This is a genomic window from Pseudooceanicola aestuarii, from assembly GCF_010614805.1.
Taxonomy (GTDB): Bacteria; Pseudomonadota; Alphaproteobacteria; order Rhodobacterales; family Rhodobacteraceae; genus Pseudooceanicola; species Pseudooceanicola aestuarii.
This window is the reverse complement of the sequence record NZ_JAAFZC010000002.1, coordinates 511,549-525,605: the sequence shown is the minus strand read 5'-3', so window position 1 is coordinate 525,605 and position 14,057 is coordinate 511,549. Positions and strand designations below refer to the sequence as shown.

At 66.5% G+C, this 14,057-nt stretch carries 11 protein-coding genes and 1 tRNA gene; 8 read left to right on the top strand and 4 right to left on the bottom strand.

Annotated elements, in window-relative coordinates:
* Positions 1-79: 79 nt before the first annotated feature.
* Entirely contained in the window at positions 80-1,495 is a 1,416-nt protein-coding gene (locus G5A46_RS15380; protein ID WP_163850780.1) for a tyrosine-type recombinase/integrase, read from the bottom strand.
* Positions 1,496-1,612: 117 nt separating this feature from the next.
* Positions 1,613-1,702 (bottom strand) — tRNA-Ser (locus G5A46_RS15375).
* 124 nt (positions 1,703-1,826) lie between these two features.
* On the opposite strand from G5A46_RS15375, the gene G5A46_RS15370 reads away from it, so the two are divergent.
* From G5A46_RS15370 to G5A46_RS15335, 8 genes are all read left to right on the top strand, one after another.
* Entirely contained in the window at positions 1,827-2,711 is an 885-nt protein-coding gene (locus tag G5A46_RS15370; RefSeq protein WP_239520971.1) for a DUF2059 domain-containing protein, read from the top strand.
* A gap of 2 nt (positions 2,712-2,713) precedes the next feature.
* Positions 2,714-3,553, top strand: a complete 840-nt coding sequence (locus G5A46_RS15365) for a hypothetical protein (RefSeq protein ID WP_163850778.1) — start codon at positions 2,714-2,716, stop codon at positions 3,551-3,553.
* A 216-nt stretch (positions 3,554-3,769) separates the two neighbouring features.
* Positions 3,770-4,414 (top strand): 50S ribosomal protein L21, encoded by a 645-nt coding sequence (locus tag G5A46_RS15360; protein ID WP_163850776.1) that lies wholly within the window; start codon positions 3,770-3,772, stop codon positions 4,412-4,414.
* 18 nt (positions 4,415-4,432) lie between these two features.
* Positions 4,433-4,702 (top strand): 50S ribosomal protein L27, encoded by a 270-nt coding sequence (gene rpmA / locus G5A46_RS15355; protein WP_163850774.1) that lies wholly within the window; start codon positions 4,433-4,435, stop codon positions 4,700-4,702.
* Positions 4,703-4,824: 122 nt separating this feature from the next.
* A complete protein-coding gene (locus tag G5A46_RS15350) occupies positions 4,825-5,376 on the top strand; it encodes a GNAT family N-acetyltransferase (RefSeq protein WP_163850772.1) in 552 nt (183 codons plus the stop codon).
* Positions 5,377-5,418: 42 nt separating this feature from the next.
* On the top strand, positions 5,419-6,459 hold the full coding sequence (obgE, locus tag G5A46_RS15345; RefSeq protein ID WP_163850771.1) for a GTPase ObgE: 1,041 nt from the start codon (positions 5,419-5,421) through the stop codon (positions 6,457-6,459).
* Entirely contained in the window at positions 6,447-7,586 is a 1,140-nt protein-coding gene (gene proB / locus G5A46_RS15340; RefSeq protein ID WP_163850769.1) for a glutamate 5-kinase, read from the top strand. The genes obgE and proB overlap by 13 nt, the downstream gene beginning before the upstream one ends.
* A complete protein-coding gene (locus tag G5A46_RS15335; RefSeq protein WP_163850767.1) occupies positions 7,583-8,848 on the top strand; it encodes a glutamate-5-semialdehyde dehydrogenase in 1,266 nt (421 codons plus the stop codon). Before proB ends, G5A46_RS15335 begins: the two co-directional genes overlap by 4 nt.
* Positions 8,849-9,023: 175 nt before the next feature.
* Here G5A46_RS15335 and G5A46_RS15330 read toward each other — a convergent pair whose 3' ends face one another.
* Both G5A46_RS15330 and G5A46_RS15325 read right to left on the bottom strand, forming a co-directional pair.
* A complete protein-coding gene (locus tag G5A46_RS15330) occupies positions 9,024-12,374 on the bottom strand; it encodes an error-prone DNA polymerase (protein WP_163850764.1) in 3,351 nt (1,116 codons plus the stop codon).
* Positions 12,371-13,831: a Y-family DNA polymerase gene (locus G5A46_RS15325; RefSeq protein ID WP_163850762.1), complete on the bottom strand. Its 1,461-nt coding sequence runs from the start codon at positions 13,829-13,831 to the stop codon at positions 12,371-12,373. Before G5A46_RS15325 ends, G5A46_RS15330 begins: the two co-directional genes overlap by 4 nt.
* Positions 13,832-14,057 lie beyond the last annotated feature (226 nt).

Genomic DNA, 14,057 nt, shown 5'->3' with positions numbered 1-14,057 from the left:
CGTCTCGATATTTGAGACCCCTCGTCCTGTGGGAGCGTCGTCCCACCACAGACGCCGTGGCTATCTTCAATGGTGGCACCTAGAAAGCCTCAAGATACCCGGCGTCCTTCAGGGCCTTCCACACCTTGCCCTGCTCCTCACGAAGAAGCTCGTTGCCCAGACCGTGATCGTAGTCCTTGGAGGTGTTCTTCTGCTCGTCGCTCCATCCACCAAGCTCGTGGATGCGATCCTCAGCAACACCGGCCCGACGCGCCATAGTCCGCCAAGTGTGCCTGAAGGAGTGCATCGCCAACCTGCCGTCGGTCTCAGCGCCCAGCGCCTGCCGCCTGTACCGGGTGAACCACTGGGATGCTGAGTTCACCTTCTGCGTCGAAGGCTTCAGCGGCCACTCAGGAAAAAGCCGTAGCTGCTCCTCGGGCGTCCCTTCTTGCATGTCCTTCACCATCTCGACCCTCTGAGCCAAGAGGCGCTGGGCCTTCTCCACAACCGGAATGTACCGCTTCGCGTTGTCAGTCTTTCCCTTCACGATATCGAAGCCTGAGCCATCACTGGAGACGTGTTCCAGCTTCAGCGCCCCGATCTCGTCCACCCGGCATCCGGTCGCCAGTGCCAGCCGTAGAAGGTCGCCTTGCCTGTTGCCCCAAGCGGGAAAGCCTTCGAACAGCTTGGTCACCTGATCAGGCGTGAATGCATCGCGTTTCTCATCAGGTTTCTTCTTCGTCGCCAGCTTCTTCGATGTCCTTTGCTCCTGCACGATCCACGGGTTTCTAATCGGCTTGCCGCTTCTCGATTTCAGGAGCCGCTTGTCCGTGATGGCCCAAGCCCACAGCCCTCGAAGGAGCGTTGTGTGCTTCGCCACAGTCTTCACGCTTACCTTCGCCGCCAAGGGTAGGTATTCGTTCCTGAATCTGAAGACCCTGTCAGGGGTGACGTCGTGCAAGGTCGGGTTTTCTCCGCCAAGGAACGCGACAAGGTGTTTCATCGAAGACCTGACGTTCATCGCTGTGGTGATCGCCAAGGGATCGTAGCCGTAGGGGTTCCCTTCTCTGCGCTCCTCTAGGTACATCTCCAGTGCCTTGCCCAAGGGAATCGCACCCCTGAAGACCATCTTGCCGAACGTCTCAGCCTGCCGACCTCTCCCGGCCCTCTCAGCCCGCTCCAGTTCGTCGGTGAGGACAAGGTCAATGGCGTCGGGGTCATCGGCCTCCTCGCGCATCTGTCGCCACTCAGCGGCGCTCTCAGGCGTCAGGTCGATGATCTTGCCGACGTTCTTCCTTCCGGCATTCGCCAGCGCCTCCGCCTCAAGCTGCCTGACCTGTCCGATGCGCACGTCACGAAGTCGGACCGCCTCTGCATGGCTGCGGGTGTTGAGACCCAACTTGATCTCTCTTCCGAACGGCTTTCCCGTCCAAGGGTTCTTGGTGCCTATCAGGACATCTGGGGTGACCATGCGCAGCGAATACCCCCGCCCTCGGGGCTTGGTGAGATACTGCATGTCAGGCTCTTGTCTGCCTGAGGCGCTGGGATGCCGTGTCCTGTGGTCCATCATGTACCACGCAGAGAGGTGTACCACACCCGATTCTGCTCTTACAAATCAATGACTTAGGCGTGCTGGCGGAGAGACAGGGATTCGAACCCTGGGACCCCGTGAAGGGTCAACGGTTTTCGAGACCGCCCCGTTCGACCACTCCGGCACCTCTCCGCGGGGGTCTGGAGGGCTGACATAAAGGTGAACGGCAGGGGGTGCAAGGGAGTTTTGCATTGTTCTTCGGTCGGAAGCACCTAGGTTGTGCTGCAATGCCAGAAACCACCCGGACAGGCCAGACATGAGCAACGCAATCGCCCTTTCGCGCAAGACAAATCGCAACGCCTCAGGGGGGCTTGGCCGCATGGTCCTGTGGCTCTGCCTGGGGATGACGGCGCTGATGCTCAGCCTGGCGCCACCAGCGCGTGCCGCAAATCGGGACCGGCTGGAGGCATTCCTGAACGTCACAGGATTTGACGTGGCGCTGGAATCGATCAAGCTGTCGGCGGAGGACGGGCCCGCCATGCTTGGGCTGGAGGCGTCGGATTTCGGGGTGGCCTGGTCCTTCATGGCGGACGAGGTTTTCGACGTCGCCCGGATGCAGGACATGGCGCTGGACATCCTTGCGGCGACCCTGGACGACCGGGTGCTGACCCACGCGGCGGATTTCTATGCCTCCGACCTGGGGCAGAAGCTGGTGACGGCTGAAAATGCGTCCCACATGGCGGATCGCGCGGAAAAACGCGAGGACGGCAGCGACCGACTGGCCCGGCTGATGGAAGATGACGGCCCCCGGCTTGAGGCGCTGCAACGGCTGGTCACCGCGGTGGACACTGCCGAACATTCCGTCCGCGCCATGCAGGAGATCGAGTTGCGGTTCCTGCTGGCCGCCCGCGACGCCGGCCTGGTGGAGCTGAAGCTGGACGAAGAGGGGCTGCGCGCCGCACAGGCCGAACAGGCGGAGGTGTTGCAGGAGGCGGCGAAACTGTCGGCGATGACCAGTTCCGCCCATACCTACCGGGAGTTTTCCGATGACGAACTGCTGACCTATGCCAAGGCGTTGGAAACGCCGGCGATGCAGGAACTCTACGAGCTGATGAACGCCGTGCAATACGAGATCATGGCCAATCGATTCGAGGCCCTGGCCGCCCGTATCGCCGATCTGCAACCGGGGCAGGAGCTGTGATCTTGCCTGCTGTTCACATGCCCCGAATGCGCCCCGGCGCGGCGGTGCTGACGTTGTGCTTGCTCGCTGCGCCGCTACGTGCGGCGACGGTGGACAGCGTCTACGCGGCGCTGCGCTTGCCGGAGCTGTTGACCGTCATGCAGGAGGAGGGTGGCCAGATGTCCCAGACCCTTGCCCGCGAATATCTGGAAGGCGACGGCGGCACCGGCTGGGCGGCCATGGTGGACAAGATCTACGATGCAGACCGCATGAACGCGCTGATGCGCAGCGGCTTCCGGGAGGAACTGTCTGACTTGCCGCCCGAGGCGCTGACCCGGCTTGAGGTCTTCTTTACCGAGGGGGCGGGCCAGGAAATTGTTGCGCTGGAGATCGAGGGCCGCCGCGCCTTTCTCGACCCGGAGGTGGAAGACACCGCCGAGGCCCGCGCCGAAACGCTGGAGGTCGACGCCCCTGAACGGCATGCCGCGATCAACGATTACATCGCGGCCAACGACCTGGTGGAAATGAACGTATCCGGTGCGCTGAATGCCAATCTGCATTTCTATCAGGGCCTGGTCGACGGTGGTGCCTTTGCCATGGCGGAGGAGGAGATGCTGCGCGAGGTCTGGTCGCAGGAAGCCGCAACGCGGGAGGAATCGCAAGTTTGGCTAATGGCTTACCTGACCTTTGCCTATGCGCCGTTGGACCTGGCCGATATCCATGCCTATGCCGATTTGTCGAAGACCGCGGCAGGGCAGGCGATGAACAGGGCGTTGTTTGCCGGGTTCGAGACGCTGTATAACGAGATCTACCATGACCTGGGGCTGGCCGTGTCCTTCCAGATGACGGGCGAGGATCTGTAGCTGTCCGTCCATCGCGCATGCAGGGCTTCGGGGCCTTGACATTCGGGGGGAACTTCCCGATAAGCCGCCCATCCCGGCAGGCCCAGCTTTGCCGGGTTCGTCAATTTTTCACCCGCGAGAGGGTGCGCAGTTCGAAGGTGGGGCAACCCGAAACTTCCGCAGCGGCCGAAAGGCCGAACCGGGGACCGCAGGACGCGACAGAAGAAGGAAGTCAAGATGTTCGCAGTCATGAAGACTGGCGGCAAGCAGTACAAGGTCCAGTCGGGCGATCTGCTGCGTGTCGAGAAACTGGCCGCCGATGCCGGTGAAAAGATCCAGTTCAACGAAATTCTGATGCTGGGCGGGGATGATACCGTTCTGGGCAGCCCCTTCGTCGAAGGCGCGGCCGTTCAGGCGGAGGTCGTCGACCAGGTCAAGGGTGACAAGGTCATCAACTTCGTCAAGCGTCGCCGGAAGCATTCGTCCAAGCGGACGAAGGGCCACCGCCAGCAGCTGACCCTGCTGAAGGTCACGGATATCCTGGCCTCCGGTGGCGATGCCACGGGCGTCAAGGCCGCGATCGGTGCCGGCTCCGTCTCCGGTGCCGCCGTTGCTGCCGCAGCCCCCGCACCGGCCAAGAAAGCCGCCGCGCCCAAAGCTGCCAAGAAGGCCGAAGCCGCTGGCGCCGACGATCTGAAGGAACTGTCCGGCGTGGGCCCCGCGCTGGAGAAGAAACTGCATGAGGCTGGCGTGACCAGCTTTGCCCAGATCGCCGGGTGGAGCGACGCCGACATCGCGGAGATGGACGACAAGCTGTCGTTCAAGGGCCGCATCGAACGCGAAGGCTGGGTCGATCAGGCCAAAGCCAAAGTGAACGGCTGAGAAAAGGAGTAACGACAGATGGCACACAAGAAAGCTGGCGGTTCATCCCGCAACGGTCGCGACTCTGCTGGTCGCCGCCTTGGTATCAAGAAATACGGTGGCGAAAACGTCATCCCCGGCAACATCATCGCACGTCAGCGCGGCACCAAGTGGTGGCCGGGTAATGGCGTGGGCCTGGGCAAGGACCACACCATTTTCGCGACCGTCGAAGGCAATGTGAAGTTTCACAAGGGCCTTAAGGGCCGCACCTTCATCTCGGTCATGCCACTGGCCGAGGCCGCAGAATAAGCCGACCTTCGGATCAAGACTTTCTCAGGGGATCGGCGCAGGCCGGTCCCCTTTGCGTTTCGGGGATCAGCCGGTTCACGGTACGTCGTTCAGGGCAACCGCCCCGCGCAAAGGATACGCGGATGCAGGATTTCACGGAAACGGATCAGCTGATCCTGCCGGGCGAGGCGCTGGACCTGCGCCCGCTGCGCGGGTCGGATGCGGGTCTGATCGACCTTTACGGCGGTGATGAACGGGTGGCCCGCATGACCACCTCCATCCCGCATCCGCTCCCGCCCGGCTCGACGGAGGCCTTTCTGCGCCGCGCGCAGACGCAGGACCGCACCGAACATGTCTGGGCAATGGATGCCAGCCGCCAGGGCGGGGCCGAGCTGAAGGGCCTGATCAGCCTCACGGCGCTGGATGATGGGCAGTCCGAAATCGGCTACTGGGTGGCGCCCGCCTGGTGGAACACAGGCGTCGCCTCGGTCGCCGTTCAGGCACTGATCGCGGCGAACCCACTGGACAATCGCAGCATTTTCGCCAGCGTGTTCCAGGACAATCCCGCCTCTGCGCGGGTGCTGACGAATGCCGGTTTCGCCTATGTGGGCGATGCCGAAAGCTTCTCGGTCGCGCGCAATGCGACGGTCCCCACCTGGACCTACCTGCGCAAGCTCGACGGGCAGAACATCTAACACGCCGCCGGCACCGGAACGGGTCTGCGGCAGGAGAGTGACATGAAGTTTCTCGATCTCGCCAAGGTCTATATCCGGTCCGGTTCGGGCGGCAACGGATGCATTTCCTTTCGGCGGGAAAAGTTCGTCGAATATGGCGGACCGGATGGTGGCAATGGCGGCGGCGGCGGTGACGTCTGGGCGGAGGCCGTGGATGGGCTGAACACTCTGATCGACTTCCGCTATCAACAGCATTTCTTTGCGAAAAACGGTCAGAACGGCATGGGGCGCCTGCGCTCCGGTGCGGATAGCGACGATGTGGTGCTGCGCGTTCCCGTCGGGACCGAGATCCTGGACGAGGACGAGGAAACCGTACTGGCCGACCTGACGGAGGTGGGCCAGCGCGTTCAGCTGGCGCGCGGCGGCAACGGCGGGTTCGGCAATGCGCATTTCACGACCTCGACCAACCAGGCGCCGCGCCGTGCGAACCCGGGGCAGGAGGGGGTTGAGCGCACCATCTGGCTGCGGCTGAAGCTGATCGCCGATGTCGGTCTGCTGGGCCTGCCCAATGCGGGCAAGTCGACCTTCCTGTCGGCCACGTCCAACGCGCGGCCCAAGGTCGCGGATTATCCGTTCACCACGCTGCATCCCAACCTTGGGGTCGTCGGTGTGGACGGGGTGGAATTCGTCGTCGCCGATATCCCCGGCCTGATCGAAGGCGCCTCCGAAGGGAAGGGGCTGGGCGATCTTTTCCTGGGCCATGTGGAACGCTGCGCGGTGCTGCTGCATCTGGTGGACGGCACCGCCGATGACGTGGCGGGGGATTACCGCACCATCATCAATGAACTTGAGGCCTATGGCGGCGTGATGGCGGAAAAGCCGCGCATCACCGTGTTGAACAAGGTTGACGCTCTGGATGACGAGCTGCGGGATATGCAGCGCGAATTCCTTGAGGAAGCCGTCGGAGGGCCGGTGCTGATGATCTCCGGCGCGTCGGGCGAAGGGCTGACCGATACGCTGCGCGCTCTGCGCACCCGGATTGACGAGGACCGCCTGCGCCGGCGCGGCGGGACCGAGGAGGAGGACGCCCCGTGGCAGCCCTGAGCGGTGCCCGGCGCATCGTCGTCAAGATCGGATCGGCCCTTCTGGTCGATCGTGCGACGGGGCGGTTGAACGCGCGCTGGTTGGCCTCGCTGGCCGATGACGTCGCTATGCTGCGCGCGCGGGGGGCGGATGTGGTGCTGGTCTCTTCCGGCTCCATCGCGCTTGGCCGGGCAGAGCTGGGCCTGGGCACCGGCGCGCTGGCGCTGGAACAATCGCAGGCCGCCGCCGCTGTCGGGCAGATCGTGCTGGCGGCAGCCTATGGCAAGGTGCTGGGCGATCATGGGATCACGGTGGCGCAGGTTCTGGTGACCCTCGAAGACAGCGCCGACCGCCGCCGCTACCTGAATTCCCGCGCCACGCTGGAACAGCTGCTGTCGCTGGGCGTGGTGCCGATCGTGAACGAGAACGACACCGTCGCCACGGACGAAATCCGCTATGGCGACAACGATCGGCTGGCGGCACAAGTCGCGGTCACGGTGGGCGCGGACCGTCTGGTCCTGCTGTCCGATGTCGATGGCCTCTATACCGCCAACCCGCAGCAGGACCCCGCCGCGCGCCGGTTCGACCGCGTGGCTCGTATCACGCCCGAGATCGAGGCGATGGCCGGCGATGCCGGCTCTGGCCTGTCCAAGGGTGGAATGAAGACCAAGATCCTGGCCGCCAAAACCGCGACAGCTGCCGGTTGCGCCATGGTGATCACGTTAGGATCGCCGCTGAACCCTTTGAAGACATTGGAAGACGGCGCGCCCGCCACTATGTTCGACGCGATCGGCGATCCGCGCACGGCGCGCAAGGGCTGGATCGGGGCGATGAAACCGCAGGGTCGTTTGGTGCTGGATGCGGGTGCGGCCACGGCGCTTGGCCAGGGGAAATCCCTGTTGCCGGCCGGCGTGGCCCAGGTGCTGGGTGCCTTTGGCCGGGGGGAGCCGGTCGAGCTGGTCGCCCCCGACGGCCGCGTGCTGGGCCACGGGCTGACGCGCTATACCGCCGCGGAGGCGCGGGCCATTGCCGGCCATCGCAGTACCGAGATCGAGGAGATCCTGGGCTACCCTGGTCGCGCCGCGTTGGTGCATCGGGACGACATGGCGATGCTGACGCTGATTGAAGAGGGAAAGGTCGAGATATGAAAGACTTGGACAACATTCCTGAAGTGATGCGCGAACTTGGTGGCCGCGCCCGTGCCGCCGCGGCGGAGCTGGCCTTTGCCGATCCGGCGCGCAAGCATGCCGCGCTGATCGGGGCCGCCGAAGCGGTCTGGTCGCGTCGCGAGGCGATCATCGACGCCAATATCGAAGACCTCGCTCACGGAGAGGCCAAGGGCCTGACGCCGGCGATGATGGACCGGCTGCGCCTGGACGAAGGGCGCATTCGCGGCATCGTCGACGGGCTGCGCAGCGTGGCCGATCAGCGCGATCCGGTGGGCGCGGTGATCGCCGAATGGGACATGCCCTCGGGGCTGAACATCCGCCGGGTGCGTACGCCGCTGGGCGTGGTCGGGGTGATCTACGAAAGCCGCCCCAACGTGACCGCCGATGCCGGGGCGTTGTGTCTGAAATCCGGCAATGCGGTGATCCTGCGCGGCGGGTCGGAAAGTTTCCACAGCTCTACCGCGATCCATGATTGCCTGATCACCGGCCTGAAACAGGCCGGCCTGCCGGAAACGGCGATCCAGCTGGTGCCGACCCGCGACCGCGCCGCCGTCAGCGAGATGCTGACCATGACGGATCATATCGACGTCATCGTGCCGCGCGGCGGCAAGGGGCTGGTCGGGCTGGTCCAGCGGGAGGCGCGGGTGCCGGTCTTTGCCCATCTTGAGGGGATCTGCCATATCTATGTCGGGGCCACCGCCGATCCTGCGATGGCGGTCGAGATCGTGCTGAATGCCAAGACCCGGCGCACCGGTATCTGCGGGGCGATGGAATGCCTGCTGATCGACTGGCGGTTCTACACCCAGCACGGGCCGATCCTGACCGATGCGCTGGCCCGCGCCGGGGTGGAGGTGCGCGGTGCCGGTGAACTCACCAAGCTGGACGGTGTGACCCAGGCCGGGCCGGAGGATTTCGGCAAGGAATTCCTCGATATGGTCTGCGCGGCCAAGCTGGTGGACGGGGTGGATGCGGCCATCGACCATATCCGCACCTATGGTTCCAACCACACCGATGCCATCGTGACCGAGGACGACCAGGCCGCCGCGCATTTCTTTGAACGGCTGGACAGCGCGATCCTGATGCGCAACGCCTCCACCCAATTTGCAGATGGCGGTGAATTCGGCATGGGCGCGGAGATCGGGATTGCCACCGGCAAGATGCATGCACGTGGCCCGGTGGGAGCCGAGCAGCTGACCAGTTTCAAATACCTGGTCGAGGGCAAGGGCGCCGTGCGAAGCTGACCGGCGGTCCGCGCCAGGCGGGCGCGGGCATCGGGCAGGCGTTCGTCGCCGGCGCCTGCGCTTGGGCCGGGCCGCCTCGGGGCCAGGCAGGGCCGCTGCCGGGGCGTCGTTGCGGCGGCCTGCCTCCGGGGGGCGCGTTACGGTCGCCGTGGAACGTCCGGCGCGTCACGGCGCGTCAGTGGAAATCCCGACTTGGGAACAGCTGCCTGGCCTGGTCGCGCGGATGCATGGCGCGGGTGGCCGGGCGCGGACGGGGCGCATCATCGGCCTGGGGGTGGGTGATGCCGACCGCGTCGTCCATCGGATGGCCCAGGCGCCGGATATGGCCAGACAGATCCTCGATCTGTTCGGCGATCAGGTGCACGACGATGCCTTCGCGCTGCAACTGGCCGGTGACGCGCAGCAGCCGCCCGCCCATCACGCTGCGGCGGAACCGCTCGTAGACTTGTTTCCAGACCACGATATTGGCCACGCCGGTCTCGTCCTCCAGCGTCAGGAAGATCACGCCCGAGGCCGTTCCGGGGCGCTGGCGGGTGATCACCAGCCCGCACACGCTGGTGCGGCGCAGCGGCGTGGTGGGCAGCTGGTCATGAGCGGTCAGCCCCGGGATCATGGGGCGCAGCAGCTCCATCGGATGGGCGCGCAGGGACAGGCGCATGGCGACGTAATCCTCCACCACCTCCTCGCCCAGGTGCATGGCGGGCAAGGTCACGGCGGGTTCGCGCATTCCCTCGCCATCCACGGTGTCGGAGAACAATGGCATGGGTCGGGGCGCCGAAATCGCCCGCACCGCCCAAAGCGCATCGCGCCTGCCCAGACCCATCCCGCCAAAGGCATCCGCCTCCGCCAGCCGTTCCAGCACCGCGGGCGCGATCCCGGCGCGCAGCCACAGGCTTTCGGGATCGGGATAGCCGTTGCCACGCGCGGCGACGATCCAGCCGGCGTCTTCCTCGCGAAAGCCCTTGATCTGGCGGAACCCCAGCCGCAGGGCCAGGGCGCCGTCCGCCCGCCGCTCCAGCAGGTTGTCCCAGGTGCTGCTGTTGACGCAGATCGGCCGCACCTCCACCCCGTGTTCCCGGGCGTCGCGCACGAGCTGGGCCGGCGCGTAAAAGCCCATGGGCTGGGAATTCAGCAGCGCGCAGGTGAAGATCGCCGGGTGATGGCATTTCAGCCAGGAGGACACGTAGGTCAGCATCGCGAAGGCGGCGGCGTGACTTTCCGGGAAGCCGTAATCGGCGAACCCCTCGATCTGGGCAAAGCAGGCCTCGGCGATGTCCAGGCCATAGCCATTGGCCCGCATCCCCGAGATGAACCGGTCGCGATGCGCGCCGATTGTACCCATGCGCCGAAAGGAGGCGAGGGACCGGCGCAGGTGGTCGGCCTCCTCCGCCGAGTAGCCGGCGCCGACCACGGCGATCTGCATCGCCTGTTCCTGGAACAACGGCACGCCCAGCGTCTTGCGCGTGACCTCCGCCAGGGCGGGGCCAAAGGGTTCGGGCCGTTCCAGCCCCTGACGGCGCCGGATATAGGGTTGCACCATGCCGCCCTGGATGGGCCCGGGGCGGACGATGGCAACCTCGATCACCAGGTCATAGAATTCGCGCGGTTTCATCCGGGGCAGGAAATTCATCTGCGCGCGGCTTTCGACCTGGAACACGCCCACCGCATCGGCTCGGCACAGCATGTCATAAGTGGCGGCGTCGTGCTGCGGCACGGTGTCGAGGGTCAGGGGCGTGTTCTCGAATTGTGCCAGCAGGGCAAAGCTTTTGCGCAGGCAGGTCAGCATGCCCAGGCTCAGGATGTCGACCTTGAGGATGCCGAGCGCGTCGATATCGTCCTTGTCCCATTCGATCACCGTACGGCCTTCCATGGCGGCATTTTCGATCGGACACAGCTCGTCCAGGCGGCCACGGGTGATCACGAAGCCGCCGACATGCTGGCTGAGATGGCGGGGAAAGCCGATGACCTCGCCGATCAGGTGGATGGTCTGGGCCAGGCGGCGGTCCTCCGGGTCCAGGCCCAGCTCGCGGATCCGCACCGGATCGGCGCCGCCGTTGGACATGCCCCAGATCTGGCCGGACAGGCTGGCGGTCATGTCCTGGCTGAGGCCCATCACCTTGCCGACCTCCCGGATCGCGGCGCGGGTGCGGAAATGGATCACCGTGGCGCAAAGCCCGGCGCGGTGGCGGCCGTATCTTTCGTAGATCCACTGGATGATCTCCTCGCGGGATTCGTGTTCGAAATCCACGTCGATATCCGGCGGTTCCCCCCGGTGGCGGGAGATGAAGCGTTCGAAGACCATGCCGATGATGTCGGGGGACACGTCGGTGACACCCAGCAGGTAGCAGATGACCGAATTGGCGGCGGAGCCGCGCCCCTGGCACAGGATGCCGCGCGACCGGGCTTCTGCCACGATGTCGTGCACGGTCAGGAAATAGGCGGCATAGCCCAGCTCTCCCACGAGGGAGAGTTCCTTGGCCAGCAGGTCGTGGACGCGCCGATCCGCGCCCTGCGGGTAGCGCCGGGCCAGCCCCTCCCGCGCCAGCCGTTCCAGCCGTTGCTGCGGCGCCTCGATGCCGGAGGCCTCGTCGGGGTATTCGTAGCTGAGCTCCGACAGGTCAAAGCTGCACCGGCTGGCGATCTCCGTGCTGCGGCGCAGCGCGGCCGGGTGGTTGCGGAACAATCGGGCCATGTCGGCAAAGCCTTTCAGCCGCCGCTCCGCATTGGGCAGGGCGCGGGTGCCGATGCGGTCGATGGTCAGCCCGTGGCGCAGGCAGGTCAGCACATCGGCCAGCTGCTTGCGCGCGGCGCGGTGCATCAGCACGTCGCCCACCGCCACCATCGGGGCCGAACTGCGCCGCGCCATCTCGGCGCAGGCGTCGAACCAGGCCTGGTCCGACCCGTCGTAGCGCGGCGGCGCCCCCAGGAAGACATGGCCGGGAAAGCGCCGCACCAGTCGCTGGATCGGGGCGCGCGCGGGCGCCAGGTCGGTCAGGCCGGGGGGCGGCAGGGCGATCAGGATCATGCCCTGGCCGCCCTCGGCAAGGTCACGCAGGTCCAGGTGACAGGCGCCTTTCTCCGCCCGCCGCTTGCCCAGGGTCAGCAGCCGGGACAATCGCTGGTAGGCGGCGCGGTCGGTGGGCAGGGCGATCCAGTGGACCGGGCAATCGCGCAGCACCAGCCGGGCGCCGGTGATCAGCCGGGGCAGGGCGGGCGCCTCGGGCCGGGCCGGATCGCGCGGCAGGTCGCGGGCCAGATCCCGGGGCGTGCCCACGGGCTGGCGCGAGGAGGCATCCGCCTGCACGCTGGAGCGGATGCGCAGCGCCGCCCCGGTCGCGATCTCGCGTTCCGCGCGCAGGGACTTGAGCGCGGAATAGGCGCGCACCACCCCGGCCAGCGAATTGCGATCGGTGATGGCCAGGGCGGGCAGCCCCAGTTCGGCGGCGCGCAACACCAGTTCTTCCGGGTGGGAGGCGCCGGTGAGAAAGGTGAAGTTCGAGGTGATGCACAATTCGGCGTAGCTCATGCGAATTCTCCCTGGACGAACCAGCCGGGATCCTGCGGGGTGTGAAACAGCCACAGGCGGCGGCCCTGCCGGGTCTCGACCTTCCAGTAATCGCGCAGGCCCCGACGCCAGTTTTCGTCCTCCAGCCACCATTCGGGGACGATCCGTTCCGGCCCGGTGGCGCGCCCGGTGGCCAGCGACATGTTGCGCCAGCGGAACCTGTCGGGCGGGCGGGGGCCGCTGCCGGCGATCGCCTCGGGCGGGAACAGGCACAGCGGACGCGGGCGCGGACAGGACCAGCCGTCCTGCGGCCGGGTATAGGCGGCGGGCGCGACGATGAAGCTGCGCTCGGGGACATGGCTGTCGGCGGGCAGCAGGCGCTGCACGTTCTCCAGCCCGATGCGGGTGCCGATCCGGGTGATCAGGTCGTTCAGCCGGTCGGGGCCGGTGCGGGCGGTGGTGGCGTTGATCTGCTGGATGGGCAGGGGTTCGACCAATGTCGCCTCCAGCCGGACCTGGTCGATGCCGAACCCCGCGTCGATCGTGCCGATCCCGCGTTCGAACAATGGCAGGATACGGGCCGGGTCGCGCATCGCGGCGGCCAGCCGCAGGTCGACCTGCTGGCTGCCCTGGTCGACGCGGCGCAGGGTCAGCCGCAGGCGCCGGGCGCCGCTTTCGTGGGTTTTCAGCTTCTCGCAGAGCGGCGTCAGAAGGCGGGCAGTGGCCGCGATGACGTCGTCGAACAGCCCGATCGGTTCGGGCAGGCTGAGGCGGGCGGCGTAGCGGGGCGGCTCTGTCCGGGGGGTGATCGCCTCGGCCTGGTCGCCCCGCGCCTGGTCCAGCCGCAACAGAACCTCCGGCCCGAAGCGGCGGGCAAGGGGGGCGCGGGCGGTGGCGGCCAGATCGCCGATGGTGCGCAGGCCCAGCCGCTCCAGCCCGGTGACGGTCTTGTCCTCCAGCCGCAGGGCGGCGACGGGCAGGGCGTCCAGAGGGCGCTGCCCCTCGCCATGGCGGGCAAAGGCCCAGGCCGCGCCACGGGTCGCTGCACAGCCCAGCCGCAGGGTCAGCCCGGCCCGGTCCGCCCGCGCCCGCATGTCCTGCATCATCGCGTCCTCGCCGCCGAACAGATGCGCCGATCCGGTGATGTCCAGCACCAGCCCGTCCTCCCCTTCGAAGCCGACCCAGGGGCAGTAGCGCGTCGCCCAGCGTCGCAGGCTGGCCAGGAACGTCGCATCCAGGTCCGGCCGCGCCGGTTGACTGACCAGCGCAGGGCAGAAGGCGCGGGCATCGGCAAGGCTCATGCCGCGATGCAGGCCCCGGCGTTCCGCCTGCGGGTTCAGGCAATGGATCCGGTCGGTGTTCTTGCGGGTCAGGGTCAGCGCAAAGGGCGCATCGACGGGACGGCGGCGCAAGACCCGCTCGCTTGGCAGGCGGGGGAACCACATGGACAGGATGCGTTTCCGGGTCCGATCGGACATTCCAGGCCTCTATCGTTCACTATTTGTTCTCTTACATCTCTGCCTGTCGGGAGTCGAGTCCCCGCCCGTGGCGCCTGACCCTCGGGCAACGCGGGCGGAGCATGGGCGGAAAGGAACGGGTAAAAGGACAATGACGAGCGACCGCACCCCTTCGCCGTCCTTTCAGGCCGGGTGAAGGCGGCAGACCGGCGCCGGCAGGCGATGCGGCCCGAACGGGTGGCCCGGC